Source organism: Mucilaginibacter sp. PAMB04274 (genome assembly GCF_039634385.2).
Taxonomy (GTDB): domain Bacteria; phylum Bacteroidota; class Bacteroidia; order Sphingobacteriales; family Sphingobacteriaceae; genus Mucilaginibacter.
Genome location: NZ_CP155081.2, coordinates 3,376,746 through 3,396,602, shown reverse-complemented (window position 1 = coordinate 3,396,602; position 19,857 = coordinate 3,376,746). Strand labels below are relative to the sequence as shown.

Annotated in this window: 15 protein-coding genes; 9 read left to right on the top strand and 6 right to left on the bottom strand. The window is 42.6% G+C overall.

Annotated elements, in window-relative coordinates:
- Positions 1-50: 50 nt before the first annotated feature.
- The 3 genes from ABDD95_RS14180 to ABDD95_RS14170 all read right to left on the bottom strand — a co-directional run bounded on the left by ABDD95_RS14180 (position 51) and on the right by ABDD95_RS14170 (position 1,931).
- Positions 51-1,106, bottom strand: a complete 1,056-nt coding sequence (locus ABDD95_RS14180) for a nucleoid-associated protein (RefSeq protein WP_345947993.1) — start codon at positions 1,104-1,106, stop codon at positions 51-53.
- Between the two features lie 58 nt (positions 1,107-1,164).
- Positions 1,165-1,527: a helix-turn-helix transcriptional regulator gene (locus tag ABDD95_RS14175; protein WP_345947992.1), complete on the bottom strand. Its 363-nt coding sequence runs from the start codon at positions 1,525-1,527 to the stop codon at positions 1,165-1,167.
- A 74-nt stretch (positions 1,528-1,601) separates the two neighbouring features.
- Entirely contained in the window at positions 1,602-1,931 is a 330-nt protein-coding gene (locus tag ABDD95_RS14170; protein WP_345947991.1) for a hypothetical protein, read from the bottom strand.
- A 203-nt stretch (positions 1,932-2,134) separates the two neighbouring features.
- Between ABDD95_RS14170 and ABDD95_RS14165 the strand changes: the two genes are divergently transcribed.
- The 4 genes from ABDD95_RS14165 (at position 2,135) to ABDD95_RS14150 (ending at position 5,851) form a co-directional block, all read left to right on the top strand.
- Positions 2,135-2,713 carry a CAP domain-containing protein gene (locus tag ABDD95_RS14165; RefSeq protein WP_345947990.1) on the top strand — a complete coding sequence of 193 codons (579 nt, stop codon included), beginning with the start codon at positions 2,135-2,137 and terminating at the stop codon, positions 2,711-2,713.
- A 219-nt stretch (positions 2,714-2,932) separates the two neighbouring features.
- The gene (locus ABDD95_RS14160) at positions 2,933-4,078 is read left to right on the top strand and encodes a zinc-dependent alcohol dehydrogenase (protein WP_345947989.1); all 1,146 of its coding nucleotides are present in this window, start codon (positions 2,933-2,935) and stop codon (positions 4,076-4,078) included.
- A gap of 12 nt (positions 4,079-4,090) precedes the next feature.
- Positions 4,091-4,579 carry a hypothetical protein gene (locus ABDD95_RS14155; protein ID WP_345947988.1) on the top strand — a complete coding sequence of 163 codons (489 nt, stop codon included), beginning with the start codon at positions 4,091-4,093 and terminating at the stop codon, positions 4,577-4,579.
- A 231-nt stretch (positions 4,580-4,810) separates the two neighbouring features.
- Positions 4,811-5,851 (top strand): DUF4097 family beta strand repeat-containing protein, encoded by a 1,041-nt coding sequence (locus tag ABDD95_RS14150; protein ID WP_345947987.1) that lies wholly within the window; start codon positions 4,811-4,813, stop codon positions 5,849-5,851.
- 71 nt (positions 5,852-5,922) lie between these two features.
- Here the strand turns inward: ABDD95_RS14150 and ABDD95_RS14145 are convergent, their stop codons facing one another.
- Positions 5,923-6,768 (bottom strand): endonuclease/exonuclease/phosphatase family protein, encoded by an 846-nt coding sequence (locus tag ABDD95_RS14145; protein ID WP_345947986.1) that lies wholly within the window; start codon positions 6,766-6,768, stop codon positions 5,923-5,925.
- Positions 6,769-6,834: 66 nt separating this feature from the next.
- Positions 6,835-8,691: a hypothetical protein gene (locus ABDD95_RS14140; RefSeq protein ID WP_345947985.1), complete on the bottom strand. Its 1,857-nt coding sequence runs from the start codon at positions 8,689-8,691 to the stop codon at positions 6,835-6,837.
- A gap of 382 nt (positions 8,692-9,073) precedes the next feature.
- On the opposite strand from ABDD95_RS14140, the gene ABDD95_RS14135 reads away from it, so the two are divergent.
- The 3 genes from ABDD95_RS14135 (at position 9,074) to ABDD95_RS14125 (ending at position 14,971) form a co-directional block, all read left to right on the top strand.
- Positions 9,074-12,316 carry a TonB-dependent receptor gene (locus tag ABDD95_RS14135; protein WP_345947984.1) on the top strand — a complete coding sequence of 1,081 codons (3,243 nt, stop codon included), beginning with the start codon at positions 9,074-9,076 and terminating at the stop codon, positions 12,314-12,316.
- Positions 12,317-12,333: 17 nt separating this feature from the next.
- Positions 12,334-13,839: a RagB/SusD family nutrient uptake outer membrane protein gene (locus tag ABDD95_RS14130; protein WP_345947983.1), complete on the top strand. Its 1,506-nt coding sequence runs from the start codon at positions 12,334-12,336 to the stop codon at positions 13,837-13,839.
- Between the two features lie 64 nt (positions 13,840-13,903).
- A complete protein-coding gene (locus ABDD95_RS14125; RefSeq protein WP_345947982.1) occupies positions 13,904-14,971 on the top strand; it encodes a glycoside hydrolase family protein in 1,068 nt (355 codons plus the stop codon).
- Between the two features lie 89 nt (positions 14,972-15,060).
- Here the strand turns inward: ABDD95_RS14125 and ABDD95_RS14120 are convergent, their stop codons facing one another.
- A complete protein-coding gene (locus ABDD95_RS14120; RefSeq protein ID WP_345947981.1) occupies positions 15,061-16,818 on the bottom strand; it encodes an alpha-L-arabinofuranosidase in 1,758 nt (585 codons plus the stop codon).
- Positions 16,819-17,265: 447 nt separating this feature from the next.
- Here ABDD95_RS14120 and ABDD95_RS14115 point away from each other — a divergent pair, with 447 nt between their 5' ends.
- Positions 17,266-17,514 carry a GntR family transcriptional regulator gene (locus ABDD95_RS14115; protein WP_345947980.1) on the top strand — a complete coding sequence of 83 codons (249 nt, stop codon included), beginning with the start codon at positions 17,266-17,268 and terminating at the stop codon, positions 17,512-17,514.
- A gap of 9 nt (positions 17,515-17,523) precedes the next feature.
- Positions 17,524-19,698 (top strand): family 43 glycosylhydrolase, encoded by a 2,175-nt coding sequence (locus ABDD95_RS14110; RefSeq protein ID WP_345947979.1) that lies wholly within the window; start codon positions 17,524-17,526, stop codon positions 19,696-19,698.
- Positions 19,699-19,857 lie beyond the last annotated feature (159 nt).

Below are 19,857 nucleotides of genomic sequence, written 5' to 3'. Positions count from 1 at the left end.
CTGCTATTTATTAAATAATAGCTGTAAGTCAGGAATTGTTTAGATACCCATTACTGTTCTTCCTTAAAATATACCTTATAATAGTTCATGGCCTTATCATCGTCGAAGCCTTTTTCAATAAGCTCTTTATTGCCATGAATATAAATGTGAAAGTTTTTATCGAGCTTTAAAACGCTTTTATATACTCGCGCCTGCTTTTTAACGGCATTGTCAGATATCTCAAAAGTGTCGGGTATTTTGGTTTCAAATTCTTGCTCGTACTGGTTCTTGTAGTTTTTGAACGATTCAATAGCCTCATTGTTACCCAATACTTCGCCCGTAAATTCGTCCAGCTCAAAAGTGTCTTTCTCTTTAAAATACTTCATCGAGCGGTTTAGCAAATCAATCTTATCAGCCTTGCTCATCTCAAACTCGTCGTCCAGTTTTTGGGTAACAAAATTTTTATAGATGCTTAGCGTGTTATTGGTTTGGTTAAAGTTGTCGTTACGTATCTTAAGCTTCAAAAAATCATCTTTCCAGTATACGGCTTCCTGGCTTCGGTTGGTTTGGTCAATTACCACAACTTTGTAGCCTTCTTCTTTTTGCGTGTTAATAATAAGGCAGCCTTTGTCAAGCTTGTTAATGTTAATAGCGTTCTCTTCGTAATCCAGTCCAAAACCACCTTCCTGGGGGTAAACCTTTAAAAAGGTTTCTTTCGTTTCCGATTTAAAAATGCCTACGGCATCCAGTTGTTCTCCTTCTATTTGTATGTTGCTAAAGTAGCCTATGTAAACCTCGCCTGCCTTAATTTTAGGATGGCCTGATACGCTGTACAGGTGCTTGGCAATTTGCTGCGATAGTTCATGAAAGCGACTTTCGTCGGCAAACATATCGGTGCAATAGTGGTAAATCTCATTCAGGTGTAAATCATCGCCGGGATGCATGAGATGGTACACTTCGTTGGTTTTCTCAAATGGTGTTAAGAAATACTGCATCAGCAAGCGCGGAATAATATCATCCTTTAATGCCAGCGGTGCATCAGAAAGCGCATAGCGTTCATCCTGCAATGGGTTACCTACGTGGTGTACCGAAATATCCTGAAGAGAAGCCTCGAAAAAACTTACCATAATTAGAGGCGGCAAATAAACAAATAATTTACGGGTTGGGCCGTATAACGTGGCTTATTTACCCTGCTTGTTGCGGGTGAGTAAGGGTATTTTCGCGCAGGTCATTTAATTGCAGTTCATAAGCGCGCATGCGGGCGTGAAGTATGTCAACCTCTGTACGCAGCATTTGTATTTCGGTGATAAGCTTGGGCGATTCTGCTTTGGTGATTTTCTTCTCACCGCTACCCAATATTAACCACTCGGGTGAGTATTTGAGTTGAAAGCACAGTTTACGTATAAGATAATAGCTAATCTCCTGTTTTTTATTGATCACCTTACTGATAAAGCCCTGGTCAACTTCAATAGCCCTGGCCAGGGCCAGTTGCCCGCCGTGGTCTTTTACAATTACCTTGAGCCGCTTTATGAGTGCATCATCAGACATAAAAAATGCTTTTTTGCAATAATAACTATTATTGGCAAAAAAGCATGTGAAATTTAAGGTTACTTGAAATGAAGTTATTTGGCGTTTAGCTGCTTCATTAATTGATCTAAACCTTGGTTGTACGTTTTTATGCAAATGGTTTGATTGCGGTACTGGGTTACAAGCGTATCAAGGTTCGTTTTAATTTTTTGGTGATGCTCTTCTGCAGCATGTGGTAATTTGGAACGTATGGCGTTAAACTTGTGATGCGCAGATTGCTGCAACAATAAAGGCGCTACATTTTTGTTTAGCTTCATAATATGATTTACCTTTTTGTGCTGACGGCTTAAGTAAACAGTAATGGCAATAATACCTACCATACCTATTGCCGCAAAACCAATAATGATATTATTAATAGTGAACATGATACTTGAAGTAAGATATAAGGTTGATTTGTAATATCTTAGACGTCAAACCTACCTGTTATGTTACGTTATTTTAACATATTTTTTAAAGTATAGTAATATGATATTTAGAAGAAATTTTAGTTAAAAGGGGGATAATTAGATTTAAGTTAATTAACGGTTAATTAAACTTTGCTTTTTGGCGAAAGTCTAAAATTATAGATATGTTTAAACTTGTAATTAATACCATTGCTATATCTGCCAGCTTAATGCTGGGCATATTCCATACACCGGTTATCAACCCTGAGTGGGAGAGTAATTCATTTAAAAATGAGTTTTTGTCTCGCATAAATAAGGTTAGGCAGGAGGGGTGCAAATGCGGCACCAATTATATGCGACCTGCCCCGCCGCTCACCTGGAACAACGAACTGGCCGATGCTGCCCGTGCACATGCCCGCGACATGAGTAAGCGCGATTATTTTAGCCATACCAGTAAGGATGGCCGTACTATAGAAGACCGTATTATGGCTGCCGGGTACACTTACGATGGTTATAAGAGCTACGCTATTGCCGAAAATATTGCCAAAGGCCAGCAAAGCATAGCAGAAGTTACCGACGGCTGGTTTAAAAGCCCCGGACATTGCGGCAACCCGATGAACCCTGACTTACGTGAGATAGGCATTGCCGAATATGATAAATATTGGGTACAGGACTTTGGCGGTCGTGAAGCATTTTCGGCCCGTGAGAAGCAAATGATAAAAAGTGGCAGGCTGATCATTAAGCACCGCAAGACCGAAGAGTAATTATTCTTGCGTTTTGCGAATCATCTTTCACCCCCCCCATATATGATGTTTACGAGCGGCAGGGTTGGATGCTTTTTTTGTTGGGTTAATAAATTATGCATTTGTAAAGCATAATGATTTATTATGATAATAATTAAACAATAAGTTATCTGTTAGGTTATTTAGATTAACCACAAGTTTAATCTAAAAAAAGAAAGGAAATAGATACCTATGTTGGCAATGAATTACCGCGGACCGTTCAGGGTACGTGCAGAACAAAAACCCTACCCCGAAATTTTGCACCCAAGCGATGCGATTGTTCGTGTAACCCGTTCGTGTATTTGCGGATCAGACCTACACTTGTACCATGGTTTAGTACCAGATACCCGGGTTGGTACCACGTTTGGCCACGAGTTTATTGGCATTGTGGAGCAAATTGGCCCTGGTGTTGAAAAGCTTAAGGTAGGCGATCATGTGCTGGTTCCGTTTAATATTGCCTGCGGTACTTGTGCTTTTTGTAAACAGGAGTTATACGGTAATTGTCATGAATCGAATCCTATGGCTACAGCTGTAGGGGGGATATTTGGCTACTCGCACACAGCAGGTGGTTTTGACGGGGGCCAGGCTGAGTATGTACGTGTACCTTATGCTGACGTTGGCCCAACGGTTATCCCGGCCGATATGGATCCGGATGATGCCGTGCTGCTCACCGACGTAGTGCCAACAGGTTATCAGGCCGCCGAAATGGGTGGCATTAAAACCGGCGATACGGTTGTTGTATTTGGCGCCGGCCCGGTAGGGATTATGGCTGCTAAATGTGCATGGCTGTTTGGCGCAGCACGTGTTATAGTGATAGACCACCTGGAGTACCGCCTTGACTTTGTTAGACAGTATGCACAATGCGAGGCTTATAATTTTAAATCTCTTGAAGACCCGGTTCTTTTCCTTAAAAAAACTACCGATTGGCTGGGCGCCGATGTTTGTATTGACGCCGTAGGCGGCGATGCTGCAGGTAGCGCTATGCAAACCATTACAGGCCGTAAACTAATGCTGCAGGCAGGTTCGGCCACGGCGCTGCACTGGGCTATAAACTCGGTAAAAAAGGGCGGCATTGTATCAATAGTGGGTGTTTATGGCCCAACAGATAACCTGGTGCCCATCGGTAACGTGGTTAACAAAGGCATCACCATTAGGGCTAACCAGGCATCGGTAAAACGCTTATTGCCAAGGCTGATTGAGCACATACAAGCAGGCCGCTTAAACCCGAAAGAGATTATCACACATCGCATACCTTTAGAGGAGGTTGCCGATGCGTATCATATATTTTCGGCCAAGCTGGATAATTGTATCAAACCAATTTTAATTCCACCATCAGCCAGAGTTTAAAGGAGATTTATTATGGAAAGCACAGAAAAAGATTTTTCACACATAAAAGGTTGGGGTATTGATGCCGATCCGAAGAACGAGCCAACTTACCCAATGAAAAAATATACGGGCGACGATCATAAACGTATCAATTGGGTACGTCCGCCGTTACAACCGGTCACGGTAGAGATTCTTCATTCAAACGAGCGTCCTAACGTAACTGCTGTGTTTGGTACTGTAGCGCCTCCATCGGGTTTAAGCGGAGCCATTCGCCGCTACGCGTTTAAGTACAGTGAGTCAAGTTACGGACACTGGTTACCGTTATTATTGGCCGACCGCGTAAATGTGGTAGAGGGTGTAATTGATGACTTGAAACGGGGTCACGTTCCGAATATTTTTGCCGAAAAAGGTTGGGGGGCCGAGTGGAAGTACAACCGCAAAGCACTGATTCAAAAAGTGGCAACCGGCGCTATACTGGCCGTAGTAGTATGGGCTTCGTTAAACAAGAAAAAGAAGAAGTAAACCGCATTATATATTTATAAAAAAGGCGCTTATACAATTGTATAAGCGCCTTTTTTATGCCTGAAGCTGTATCATAACCGAACGATGATTGTTGCAGATACGAACAATTAGTTATTTAATCAGCGTTGCAAGAGATTGATTTTTAGATATTTGCTTGTTTGGTACTAAATTTAACTGTTTAAATTACACGAAATAACACAGACACTTGAATAACCGTTAAATCAAAGTATCATGAAAAAATATACCCTTATCATTCTTATGGCCATGAGCAGTGTAGCTGCGCTGGCACAAAACAAATGGAATACTGAGCCTTACTTAACCAAGTCGTTATCGCAGGCAGCCATTAAAGAAGCATTTGTGCGTACCTCTGGTGGCAGCATTAGTGTTAGCGGTGTCGAAGCCTCACAGGCACGCATTGAAGTATATGTGAGTCCTAACAATAATGATAAAAACATCAACACAGAAGAACTCAAACAGCGTCTCGACGATAATTATACACTCGAAATAACCGACAAAGATCATGAACTGCATGCTACAGCCAAATCTAAATTCGGTAACATCGACTGGCGTAAGTCGGTAAGTATTTCTTTTAAAATATTTGTACCGGTACAAGTAGCTACTAATTTAACCACCAGTGGCGGTAGTATAAGGCTTGCCAATCTGGCCGGCGATCAAAACTTTGCCACCAGCGGTGGCAGCCTTCACATAGCCAGTGTAAGCGGTAAAATAAAAGGCCGTACCAGTGGCGGCAGCATACAGGTAGAGGATGCTAAACAAGAAATTGATCTCACAACCAGCGGTGGCAGTATCACAGCCAACAACTGTGACGGTATTATCACATTGGTAACCAGCGGCGGCTCCCTCAAACTAAATCAACTTAACGGAACTATAAATGCTACTACAAGCGGCGGCAGCGTAACAGGCAGCGGCGTTAAAGGAGAGCTTATAACAAGTACATCAGGTGGTAGTATAAACCTTACAGAAATGGCCTGCAGTATTGAGGCATCAACCAGTGCAGGTAGCCTGCGGGTGCAGATGAGCGAGGTTGGAAAATATGTGAAATTAAATACCAGTGCCGGCAGCATCGACCTGAAAATGCCACCCAAAAATGGTTTGGATCTGGATTTGAAAGGCGACCGGGTAAATGCCAGCATAAGTGGCAAGTTTCAGGGCAGTACGGAGACAGATCGCATTGAAGGTAAGTTAAATGGGGGTGGTACCCTGGTACAGGCCCACGCTTCAAACGGCCGTGTTACCTTGCGCTTCGAATAAGTTGCTTTTACCCATACCTTATCACAAGCAAAGAGCCCCTGCGTTAACGCAAGGGCTCTTTGCAGTTTGGATTATTTGAAAGTGATCTCTGCCATTACCGGAAAGTGGTCTGAAGGAAATTTACCGTGGTAGCTATCTGTAATTACCCCCCAGCGATTAACCAAAACGTTAACCGTAGTAAATATGTGGTCAATGATCTCATTGTTTTTAAGTGATGCGCCGAAGCCGTTAAATGAGCCGTTGTTAAAGTAAGGGTATTTAACCTGCTGATAAGTATCTTTCAATAAATCAGATGTAGCAATGCGCTTGTACCAGCTGCTGTTATGATCGCCATTAAAATCACCAGTTAATATAGCAGTGGCACTGCCGGCTATAGCTTTTATCTTTTGCAGTATAAGTTTACTGCTTTCCTCACGCGCCACCATGCCCTGGTGATCATAATGCACGTTAAAAAAATAGAATCTCTTTTTCGACGTAACATCCTGTAGATATACCCATGAGCATATGCGGTTACAGCAGGTGGCATCCCAACCCAGTGATGGTTTTTCGGGCGTTTGCGATAACCAAAAATCGCCTTTGTTCAGCAGCTTAAATTTATCTTTCCTAAAAAATATGGCGGAGTGTTCGCCCTTGTCGCTACCGTCATCACGACCCACACCGTAGCGCTGGTATTGCGGCAAGGCAGTAGCAACATCGTCCAGCTGGTTCTTCAGGGCCTCTTGGGTCCCAAAAATATCAAAGTTATGAAAGCGTATGAGTGCCGCAACCACCGGCGCGCGGTTTACCCACAGGTTACCCGTATCGCGCGGATTATCAAACCTTAAATTATAAGTAGCAACGGTTAGCGTTTGGGCATGTAGCATACCTGTAACAAGAGTTAGCAGCAAAAGCAATTGCATAAAAAATCTTACCTTCATAAGTATATCAGTTATATGAACTGCAATAATACATTTCCTGTTTAAACGCAAGATTAACAGGCAAACTTATTGATTTGCTTTTTTCTGCTGCTCTTCAGCCTTTTCTCGAGCCTTTTTCTTTTGCTTATCCAGCTCCTTTTGCCTGTCCTTTTCCGCCTTCTCTTTCTTTTCGGCTTCCTTTTTCTTCTTTTTAAAAAACTCCTTCTTTTCTTTTTCCGAGAGTTTTAAATCGGCGTCCCGTTGGGTTTTAGTATCAAGACCAGCACACTTTTTTATACCCACTAACAGTGTACGCCACAGTGTTTGAAAGAAAGGGTAATTTTTAGGTCGTAGATAAATTACATCTACCGAACGTGGCTGTTGGTCAGGCTTATCCGGGTTATTATCTTTTAAGATCAGCGTGTTGGCAATTAGTGAAACCAAGGCTAACTTGCGCATTTTGAGGCTGGCCGTGTCAGCCTTAAGTAGCTGTACTTTCAAGTCGTTGTACAGTAAGGTCACTTTCCCTTGTGCCTGTTTACGGTTGCCCTGTATGTTGAAGTCCATGCGTTTTAACCGGCCCGATTCAATCTTGATGGATGAAAGTGGAACAGTGGCTACATTAACTGCCTGCAGGTTAAGCGGGCCTGCCCATCCCCGGTAACTGTAAGCGTATAAGCTATCCTTCAAATTAAATATGAAGTTTACCGCCATGGGGGCGCGGTTCATAAAGCTTGCCCTTAGGTTAGCCTTCCAGAGATGGTTTTTAGCTATGGCTGCCGAATCGGTGGTTACATTATACATGCGTCCGTTTATCCGGTTAAAGGTAATATACCCGGTGCGCTTGGTTTTAGGGTTGTATTCTTTATAATAGACTTCGTATCCTGACAGCTTAAGGGTATCAATTTTAAGCTTAACGGGTAGCTGCTGAACAGTTTTGTTAGGAAAGGTGATCGACTTATCTAACTTAAAGCTTTTGGGATCGGTGCGTGGGTTACTGTAAACCTGTATATATCCGGATGATAAACTGGCGCTGGATGCCTTTATGGTTTGGTTCTTATTAAAAGTCTCGAAATCGAAATTATTAAACTGTAAGCTTTTAACACGCAGCACAAAGCGGTCTGAATAAGTTTTTTGGAAAAAGCTGGCCGGCGTTTGTAGCGGAAGTAGTGATAGACCATTGATCTGGAGCTGCTTGGTACGGGTGGAATAAGTAATGCGCTTAACCTCATAACCGTATAGTGCCTTAGCTGCCCGGCCACGATAATTATGGAGTTGTACACTTACCTCTCTGCAAAACAGGAAGCGGCTTTTATCAAATTGTGTAGCCGAGTCAATCAACAAATCGGTTGCTTTAAAGTCGAGTTCTTTAAAGGCGTTAACTGCGGGTTGTTTATTGGTGTAATTTTCATAGCGCAGTTTTACGTTGCTAAAAACAATCTGGCCTATATGCAGCATTTTTAGTGAACCCGCCATGCGCTGGTAAACAGTGCGATTGTCTTTGGGCTTGTTTTTAGGCGTTAAAAAGGGGTATTGCGCTACCCGTATCTCAGGCGCATCTAATACTATCGTTCCAATATCGAGCTGCTTTTTAAAGTAAAGCTTTAGCAGATGTGCGTTGTTGATTACCAGCCTGTCCACTCTAACGTGATAGAGCTTATCGGGCGCTGTGCCTAACTGTTTTTGCCAGTTAAAAGCCGCCGTATCGGGTATAAGGCTTGCATGATGAAGAACAACTCGCCCTAACAGTAAATTCAAACTTGCATCATCAAAATTGGCATGGTACAAACCATCCGAACCTCTACGAAGTGCATTATTGATTTTGTCTTTTAGGATAGGTTTAAAGCACAGGGTTAACACAAAGCCTGCTACCAAGAAAATAGTTATAATAATGAGTAGTGTACCGAGCGCTATTTTTACCCACTTGTGCTTAAAAATATCCATGTTATTAAAAAAAGAACTTGTATGGGTGCATGATGCGCTTCAGAGAATAATCTAATTCACTAACAAGTGATAGTGCGGTAAGTTTTGTTAAGCCAATGCGATTACCAATAGTGAGTTTTTAATGTTTTAACGAAGTACTTGTGTACCGACTATAAAGTTTAAAGAAAAGGTAATATGGACTGTTGTTAAGGTTAATAGGTGATCAATCTGAGTTTTAAACATTTATTTAAAAGAAAATGCAATAACAATGAACCGTAAGCGTAATAAGAAAGTTACATTCAGGACAGTTCAGGACACTACAGATTTCCGAATTGATTAATATTGACCCGAACCAATTACGAGCGCTGTTTATCAATTGCAGCCTTAAACTATTTTTGAATTTATGATACGACAATTACAGTATTTGCCTATTGGCAAAAGGCTATGCCTACTGCTATTGATTAGCATTTTGAGCATAGGAACAGTATTAGCCCAACAAGTTACCGTTACAGGTACAGTAACAGATGAGAATGGTGAAACGGTACCTGGTACTACCGTTACTATAAGGAATAAGGCGGGCGGCACATCAGTTGATGTGAACGGCAAATATAGCATCAGAGCCACTAAAGGTGATGTATTGGTTTTTAAACTGCTGGGCTATACCGATCAGGAAGCTACCGTTGGTGACAACCCGGTGGTTGACATCAAATTTGCCCGGAATACCAAGCAACTTACCGATGTTGTGGTTATAGGGTACGGTACACAAAAGCGGGGTGATGTTACCGGTTCTGTATCCAGTTTAAAAGCAGGCAATATACCAGAAAGGCCAGTTACCCGCGTTGACCAGGCATTGGTTGGTCAAATTGCTGGTGTAACCGTAAGGCAAACCACAGGTGTACCGGGTAAAGCATTTAGTGTGCAGGTTAGAGGTACCGGTTCTATCTCGGCTGGTAACGAGCCCTTGTACGTAGTTGATGGTTTTCCGCTAACTCCTGCCGCACCGAATGGTTCGGGCAACTTTGCTACCGGTAACCCTTTAGATAACATCAACCCTGCCGATATAGAGTCGATAGAGGTGCTAAAGGACGCTGCTGCGGCTGCCATCTATGGTTCACGTGCATCCAACGGTGTTGTATTGATTACTACCCGCCGTGGTAAAATTGGCAAACCCGTAATTACTTACAACGCTTTTGCCGGCTATAACGACAAAACAAGGGGATTAAATATGTTAGATGGGCAGGGATGGATTGATCGTGCTACCGAAATGATAAACGGTGCTTATGTAAATAACTATGGTTCTATCGGTGCTAAAGTAACTGATACGTATGAGCAGCGCCGTCAACTCATTAACACAACGTTAGCAGCCTCCAGTCAAATTCAAGCAGGCCAATTTAACACTGCCTACATGCTTGATGACCGCTGGGCGCAACCAGGGCATCCGGGATTAACCTTTGTTGACTGGCAAAAAGAGGCTTACCGCAAAGCGCTGGTACAAAGTCATCAATTAACAGCAAGTGGCGGTACCGAAAATGTGAAATACTTCGTTTCGGGCGCGTTTAATGATCAAAATGGCATACTAAGAGGGCTTGATTATAAAGCATACTCTTTAAGAGCCAATGTTGACGTTACAGCAAGCAAGGTGTTTAAGTTTGGTATAAATATATCACCTTCTTATTCTATAGCCCACGATCCGGGGGTTGAAGGTAAAGACAATATCTTTCACCAAATCTTGAGCATGACTCCTGTACAGGAAGCTAATGCAGGCAGGTATGCCAATTCGGGTTTGTTTCCGCAATACAACTGGAGTGTATCAACCAACAGCCCAATTTCTAAATTAGAAAACAACATAGGAGAAACCAAGCGCTACCGTACTTTGGGAACCATATATGCGGAGGTTAACATCCTGAAAAACTTGGTTTTCAGAACAACGTTAAACCTTGACAATACTGATAACACGTCGAGCTCATACGTGCCGTATATCAATGCGAGTTCGTTAACAGCGCGCTTAGCACAAACTACAACGTTAACCAGCGGAACATACAACACCTTCCGTCATCAAACATTTGTAAATGAAAATACGCTAAATTATAATGCTACCATAAGCAAGAACCACAACTTAAACTTATTAGCAGGTTATTCATTTACAGCCGATCGTAATGATCTGTCAACAATGTCATCCTCTAACGGATTTTCAAGCTCCGTAATACAGACACTTAGTGCGGCTAATGCTATAACAGGTGGCTCCAGTGCTAATAAAAACACGCTTGAGTCTATGTTTGCCAGGGCGCAGTACTCGTTCAGGAGTAAATATTTATTTTCTGCCAGTATACGTCGTGACGGTTCATCGAGATTTGCCGAGAACAACAAGTATGGCTATTTCCCATCTGCCTCAGTAGGATGGAGAGTTACAGAAGAAAACTTTGCCAAAAAACTGACCGCGCTTAGTGATTTGAAATTACGTTATAGCTATGGTGAGGGTGGTAATTATAACATTGGTAATTATTCGGCCATATCGCAAATTGGTTTGTATAACTACTCCTTTAACGGAGCCTCAGCAATCGGCCAAAACAGTTCTAATAACCCTGCTGCCGACCTAAGATGGGAAAAATCGAAAACCCATGATGTGGGAATTGACTTCGGCTTTTTTAAGAATCGTTTAACTGGTTCGGTTGACTACTACATTAAAGATAATACAGATCTTTTGTTGAACGTTCCAACTCATGCCTTATCGGGTTTTACGTCAACGCTTATGAATGCCGGCTCAGTTAGAAACAAAGGACTTGAAATTGAATTAACCTCGCAAAACTTTTCACGCGGCGTATTTACCTGGAGCACATCTGTAAACGTAAGTCATAACAGCAACAAGGTAACAGCATTGGCCAGCGGGCAAAGCCAGCTGCTTATTCCATCAAGCTTTGATATCGAGCATAGTATTTTGCAGGTAGGTCAACCGCTATACAGCATTTATGTAGTTAAGCAAATAGGTATTTTATCACAGCAAGATATTGCCAATAATTATCCGGTATATCAGGGCTCTACAAAAGAAACAGTGGGTGACCCCAAATACTTTGATGCCAATGGCGATGGTGTAATAGACGCTAACGACCGTGTAATTGTTGGTCAGCCTAATCCAAAATGGATTTGGGGTTTTACTAACAGCTTTAAATACAAAAATTTCGACTTGAGCGTTTTAGTTCAGGGACAGAACGGTGGTTCGATCTATTCACTGCTCGGGCGCGCATTAACCCGTACTGGCCAGGGTTTCACAGATAATACCCCGGCATTTTATGAAAACAGGTGGCGCTCACCATCAAACCCGGGCGAAGGCAGGGTAAGTAAAGCTTACTCAACTTTTGGCCGTATAGCTAATACCGACTGGCTTTACTCATCAGATTACTGGAGGGTACGTAACATTACATTAGGTTATAACTTAAACAATGTGATTAAAAAGGCCAAGTTTATTTCATCGGCCCGTATCTATATTACAGCAGAGAACTTCTTCGGACATGATAAATACTACGGCGGCTTAAACCCCGAGGCTAACAACACCAATTTAAGCGGAAGCGATACCTACCCAGAGGCTGGAGATTATGGTGGTTTGCCATTAGTTAAATCACTGGTGTTTGGTTTAAACTTTGGTTTCTAACAATTAAGAAAATTATCATGAAAAATAAATTAATATATATAGTAGCGCTTGCATTCACATTTAGCGTTGGTTGCAAAAAGGAACTCAATCAAACGCCCATTTCAACGGCAACTACTGAAACCTTTTTTGCATCGAACAACGATTTTTTACAGGCCGTGAATGCGGTTTACGCTGACTTGCGTACGTACCCCGACCGGATGCTGAATTTGTCGGAAACACGCTCAGATAACTTATATGCCGTTGCCGACGGGCCGCGGGATTGGGAGCCGATTAACAACTTTGCCCGTACCATCTCTGGTAACCCTTATATTCAGGAAGCGTGGAACACTAATTTTAACGGCATTTACCGAGCAAACACCGTTTTAAATAAGCTGGAAACTAACGGAAACGTAATAACTGATGCAAATCTAAAAACCAGGTTAACAGCAGAAGCACGTTTCCTGAGGGCTTTCTTTTATTTTGATTTGGTAAGATGGTTTGGCAAAGTGCCTATTGCTGATAAGGTTTATAATTCGGCAGAAGCAACAACGATACCGCGCAGCGGCGTTGCAGCAGTTTACAATTTTATACTCGCCGATTTGAAGTTTGCTGCTGATAATTTGCCTGACACCTATACAGCCGCTGCAGATAAAGGCCGCGCCACAAAGTGGGCAGCTAAAGGTATTATGGCGTTAGTGTACATGACCCGTTCTGGACCTACTTATAATATTGATGGCCCGGGCTTAGCCACTAACGACTGGCAGGTTGCGCTCGATTTACTGAACGAGGTGATTAATAGCAAACGCTTTAATTTCCTTACTTCGTATGCCGATATCTTTTCTTATAGCAATGAGAACAATGCCGAAGTTGTGTTTAACGTAGAGTATTCAACACTATCAAACCCTGTGGTAGGAAGTACTTTTGCTTGGCTGCTGGTACCCGATACTTATTTTACTTCCATAGGTAAAGCGGTTCAGGGTGGCTTGTTAATACGTCCGGTATCAACAGACCTGGTAAACACTTATGCTACCAATGATATACGCAAGCCGTTTAACATATATACTGCCGGTTATACCGCACCGGGTATCGGAACTGAAAGCCGTCCGTTCTTTAAAAAGTATTTAGATATTAGCAAGGTACCGAACAACCGTGTCGACTGGCCAATTAACTACATCGTAATGCGCTATACAGACGTTTTGATGTTAAAAGCTGAATGTATTTTAAGGGGTGCGTCAGGTTCACAAGCTGATGTGGATTTAATTATGAACCAGGTTCGGAGCAGGGCCGGTTTAACAACTCCTGTTACCGGAACTACAATACCGCAATTAATGGAAGAACGCCGCCGTGAATTTGCCGCAGAAGGGCTGCGTTGGCATGATTTGGTAAGAAGTGGCCTGGTAACAACGGTTATACCAGCATGGGATGCTAAAGAAGATGTATCTAACAGTATAGCTCCGTTTAATAATAATTACATCATTTATCCGGTTCCACAAGCAGAGTTGAATGTCACACCTGGACTATACACGCAAAATCCGGGATATTAATTTAACTTTAAAAGATATCAAAGCCACTCTAAGGTAACTGGGGTGGCTTTGATGATTAAAAACTATGCAGAGAAGAAAATTTATACAAGGGCTGGGGCTGACATCAGCAGCACTGGCCTTTATGCCCGATTTTGTTTTTGCTGAAGATGGTAAGGAATCAGACTTTGCCAAACACCTGGTTCCGGTTGGCCGCAGGCTGGAGATGGAAGGCTACTACGTTTGGTGCAACAGCCCTATTGAAGGGCCTGATGGAAAGATTCATATTTTCTTTTCGCGCTGGGTTGCAACTAAAAAGATGGGTGGTTGGATAAACGGTTCTGAAATTTGCCATGCGGTGGCTGATGGCCCAGAGGCAGAATTTAAATTTGTGGACGTTGTTTTAGCGCCGCGCGGCCCTGGCCATTGGGATGCCACCACCTGTCATAATCCGTCTATAAAGTTTGTAGATGGTAAGTATTGCCTGTTTTTTATGGGCAACTCTAACGGAAAAACCAACACTAAACGCATTGGTTTAGCCACGGCCCCAACGTTGAACGGCCCCTGGAAGCGGCCGGACCAACCGCTACTTGAAGCCGGCCCCGCCGGTGCCTGGGATGACCATTGTACAACTAACCCGGCTTTTATAAAGCAAACTAACGGAGAGTACTGGTTGTATTACAAATCATGGAACACGGCTGAATATGAAACTTCTAAAGACCCGCTGGTACGCGGTAACCGAAAATATGGCCTGGCTATATCCCGTAACTTAGAAGGCCCATATGTTAAGTATGAACACAATCCGGTTATCGACTTTTCATCGCGCCCTAACAATGCTCAATTGGAAGATGCTTTTGTTTGGATGGATAAAGATAGAATAAACATGCTGGCCCGGGATATGGGAATATTTAACCATGAGTACGGCCTGCTGATGCAGTCGAAAGACGGAAAGAAGTGGAATGAGCCCCAGGTTGCATATTATGATGCCGCACATTACCATATTGGGCAGCCTCCACCACCATCATACCTCAAAAAATATGGGAGATTTGAGCGGCCGCAGTTGCTTTTCCAGAATGGTAAGCCCACCTACCTGTTCACCACCTCGCAAGGCGGAAAGTATATGACGGCTTCCTCTTTTCTGTTTAAGATTGTGTAGCGGTCAGTTAGTTGGCCGCTAAGCAAAGACCGCTAATGTATCATCGGCAGATTACACATTAGCGGTCTTTGTTTTATAAGTATGGAAAGTTATGGTTTACTTACTATACTAAATACGGCGCCATAAGCCGGCAGCCAAACCTTAATACCACCTTGTGTGGCTGAACGGTACGGTGGGAGATAGGCGTAGCTTAAAGGTCCGCCTTCGGCGCCGGCTGTAGTTGCGCCATTTACATACACTTTACGGGAAAAATTTGGATCATCAGTTCCGCCCTGTAGCGTGTAGTAGTAGTAATATGCGCCGGGCGTATAATTGTTAGTATTTATGGTAACAGCCTGCCCCTTGTTGCTTTTGTTAACCAGTACAATGCCTACCTGGCCTGATGAAAAAGTAGAGGCATAACTTACTACATCTGTATTTCCTTGTACGGTTGAAGCTACCATGCGGTCACCAAAAAAATTTTGGAAATAGTACATATAATAGAACGCCGGACGCGGATTCCATTTAGGATCGGCTGCGGTGTTGGCAGCTTTGGCATTAAGCATTCCCATGTCGTTACCACCTTGGGCGCCGTTATTGGCTAAGTCCCAGCGGCAGGCAACACCGTATTGGTTTTTAATGAGCTCGCCTAAAACCAGTGCCGAATGCAGGCCCGATATGTTAGATATCATTTGTTTTGAGCCTTCGGCAAAAATATTCCACTCGGTTAAAGCAACCGGCTTTTGTATCACGCCCGCCTTTGCTGCACTGGTTTTCATCCAGTCCATAATGTCACGTGTTACGGTCGCGGCTGAGTTTAAAATAATTGAGGGCGTGGAGTTTTGCGCATAAGGCGTGTAATAGTTGTGCACCGAGTAGTAGTCAGGAGCATTACCGGCGGCGGCTAAAACGCCTTCGTTCCAATTACTCACTTCTTCTCCGCTGGCCTCACTGCGGTCAATCATTACGGCACCAATTTTAATCGTAGAGCCAATCTCGGCGGCAGCTTTGCGCATCGAGTCGGCAAAAACTTTAAAATGCTTACCATATAGTTGCCCGGTAATGATTTTGGGTTGTCCGTCTTTGTTTTTAGTAACATCAATAATAAAACCTGCTTCCCAATTGCCAAAACATTCGTTACCCACTTCCCAATATTTGGTACGGCCTTTATCATAGCGTACCCAATCGGCGGCTAAATGTGCTGCAATTTGTACCGGGTGTGCACTGGTGCCATAACGTGCGTAGCCATAATTTACTGTGATAAGGCCGGTGCTGCGGGTGGTTTGCAGCATTTGGTAGTAATTGTCAAGAGTACAGGTCCAGGTGCCAGTGTTACGGCCATACCAGTAACCACCGGCTGGTATTACGTTGCCTGATGGATCATATAACTGATCCGGAACATCAGTAGGCTTTTGCTCGGGAGAACGGTTCCAGAAGTAAGTATCAGAAAAGCTACCACCCGGAACACGTATTATACGGGGAGCTAAGTTAGTAACATGATTAAGTAGTACAGGCTCGTTAACCATAGGCCCCATATATGCATTAGCGTTGTTGCCATAAATGTAACTTGGAACCTTGCTAACTACCTGGTTTGGGTTAACAGTAACCGTAACTGATGAATAGGTGGGTTTTTGTAAATCTAGGTAGCTGGCAACATTAAAGGTTCGAGTTTGCCAACTGTCCATAAAAAATCCGGTAGTAGCCGGCAACTGCGGGTCAATTGACGAAACAGCAGCAGTAGTTTTAGACGCTGCCTCAAACTGGGTGTTTTCGGTTGCATTCGGCGGCGCCTGTGCCTCTTCTTTTTTACAAGCTTGCACAGCTAGCGCAAGCCATAACGCAATAGCTAATTTTTTAGGGGTTTTCATAACAGCTTTTACGTTATATAAATGTTATAGGTTCTCTTTATATAAGCATATTTAACTATTGATTGTGCTATTATAACTGGTAGTGTGGTATTTTTAGATGTATATTAAATATATGTCATATAGGTTTTCTTGCATGCGGAGCTTTAGGATTAGTAAAATGGTTGTTTACTAATCCTAAGCATCATTATGTAAATACCGATCATTTTAGGATTAACAAGGCTGCCATCTGCATCAAGTAAATTCGGTAGCCTTTTCGAAACTGTATGCGCTGGTTGCTACAGTTTAAAGCCTATTTTATACTTTTAACAATAATACCCCTGCTCTTTTACAGATTACTCCCCTTTAAAATAGTACTTAACCAAGTATATTGCGCCAAAACAATTTTCCATTCACTGTCAGTAATCTAAAAAAGACTAAAAGAATCACATTAATTGACTGATTTTAAATATGTTGAACTGGACACCAAATTTCGTGGCATTGCTTCCTTTAGATTTGCAGCTAACAAACTTGATTATTTCCAAGCTTAAGCGGCACGAGCTAAAAGAGGGAGATTTATTACCTGCAGTAAGAGAATTAAGCAACCAAACGCTTGTGTCGGTTTTTGTTATTCAACAGGCTTACTCAAAATTGAAAATTATGGGTATAATTAATACTGATACTATCAATGAAAATCCAATCCTCACTTACAACCAATAAAACAAGTAAATGAATCTTAACAGAATCAGCATTATCTCAAGCCTCGTGCTATCCTTATCGCTACATTTCTTGTACCTGGTACCGCTCAACGCCAAGCCGGTTGCCAATACTGTTCCCCAACCTGAAGCTTACCTGTTCGTTTACTTTACCGGCAACGGAAAGGGGGGGGAGGAAATTCGCTTTGCCATTAGTAAAGATGGCTATCATTTCAAATCCCTTAACCGGAATCAGCCAGTTTTAAGCAGTACCGAAATCAGTGCTTCTGGCGGTGTAAGAGATCCTCATATCCTACGTACTCATGATCAAAAAGGTTTTTATATGGTTGCAACCGACATGGTGTCGGCTAAAGGCTGGGATTCTAACCGTGGAATCGTCCTGATGAAATCGAAAGATTTAATCAAGTGGACTACAAGCCGAATCAACATTCCCGAATCCTTCAAAGCATTTCAAGGAGTTAACAGGGTGTGGGCACCGCAAACTATTTATGACCCGGTACATAAAAAGTATATGATCTATTTTTCGATGCGCAAGGGGAACGAACGAGACAAGATATACTACGCTTATGCAAACAAAGATTTTACCAGTCTTGAAACCGAACCACGCCAGCTTTTCTTTCATCCCGACAGCAACGCCTGTATCGATGGAGACATCATTTTAAAGGATGGCAAATACCATTTAATTTTTAAAACCGAAGGCAGCACCAAAGGGTTAGGCATTGCCGTTTCCAACAGTCTTACCACGGGTTACCAGCTGGCTAAGCAAGGCATACAACAAACTACCGACCCGGTTGAAGGAGCTGGTGTTTTTAAGCTTAACGGAAGCAACACCTATATATTAATGTATGATATTTACACTAAAGGAAAATATCAGTTTACAAAAACTACAGATTTTGAGCATTTTACTGTTGTTGATGAGCAGGTATCTATGGATTTTCACCCGCGGCATGGTACCGTTATGCCCATTACTAAAACCGAAGCCGAAGCGCTGATGGACAAATGGTTTTCAACCGATGATGTATTTTCAACCCTTAAGGGGCCTGGCATTAAAGCGAATAACTTAGTGTTAGATACGGCTGCCAAAATGGTAAGTGTTCCAGTAAATGATAACATTACTGCCAGTGCATTTAAAGGCTCTTTCTTAAATCTGCCGGACCTAAACGTTAAAAAGTTGACGGTTAATGAGGCTAAGGGAACCTTAAATTATCGGGTACAAATAGGTAGCACACCGGCAGTTACTTATCAAGTCAGCCTTAAAAAGTTTCATAACCCCGTATTGCCCGGTTACTTTGCAGATCCGGAAATTATGTATTCGGAAAAGAACCGGCTATTTTATCTTTATCCCACATCTGATGGGTTTACCGGATGGAGTGGTACTTACTTTAAGGCGTTCTCATCGCCCGACTTAGTGACCTGGAAAGATGAAGGTGTTATTTTAGACCTGAACAAGGACGTGAGTTGGGCCAAAAGAAATGCCTGGGCACCCTGCATTATTGAAAAAAAGATAGATGGGAAATTTAAGTACTTTTATTATTACACCGCAGCACAGAAAATTGGTGTAGCGGTAGCCGATGATCCCGCCGGACCGTTTAAAGACACCGGTAAGCCTCTTGTTGAAAATCGCCCTGAAGGAACGAGGGGAGGCCAGCTGATTGATCCGGATGTTTTCACTGACCCTCAGACTGGTAAAAGTTATTTGTATTGGGGAAACGGTTATCTCGCCGGAGCTGAACTTAATGCCGACATGATTTCTATAAAGGCGGGCACCACAGTAATATTAACACCCGACCGAACTTTTAGAGAAGGAACATACGTCTTTTACCGCAACGGCCAGTATTATTTCACTTGGTCTGAAGATGACACGCGGAGTGTTAATTATAAAGTAAGATACGGTACGTCGTCGGGCCCCCTTTCCAAGATCACTGTACCGGAGAATAACATTGTTATTTCTAAATTGGATGAAAAGGGTATTTATGGAACTGGTCATAACTCCGTAATTCAAGTTCCCGGCAAAGATGAATGGTATCTTGTTTATCATCGCTTTACATATCCCACTGGTATAAAAATGGGCAGTGCTGCCGGTTACAATCGCGAGGTGTGCATAGACCGGCTTACCTTTAAGGCCGACGGTAGCATCCAGCCTGTTACACCTACCCATGAGGGTATAAAAGCTGTAACAGTACGGTAGCGATTGAAGCCATGGTGGTACCTGCAATTTCTATATTTTGAGAAATTATCTGAGGTAAGTATAAAAGTGACAACCGAATAATTGTTTAATTGTCGGGTTGACATTTTTGGTACCGGTTAAGTAAAAGGACACTAAAAATATTAAATTTGAAATACCTTT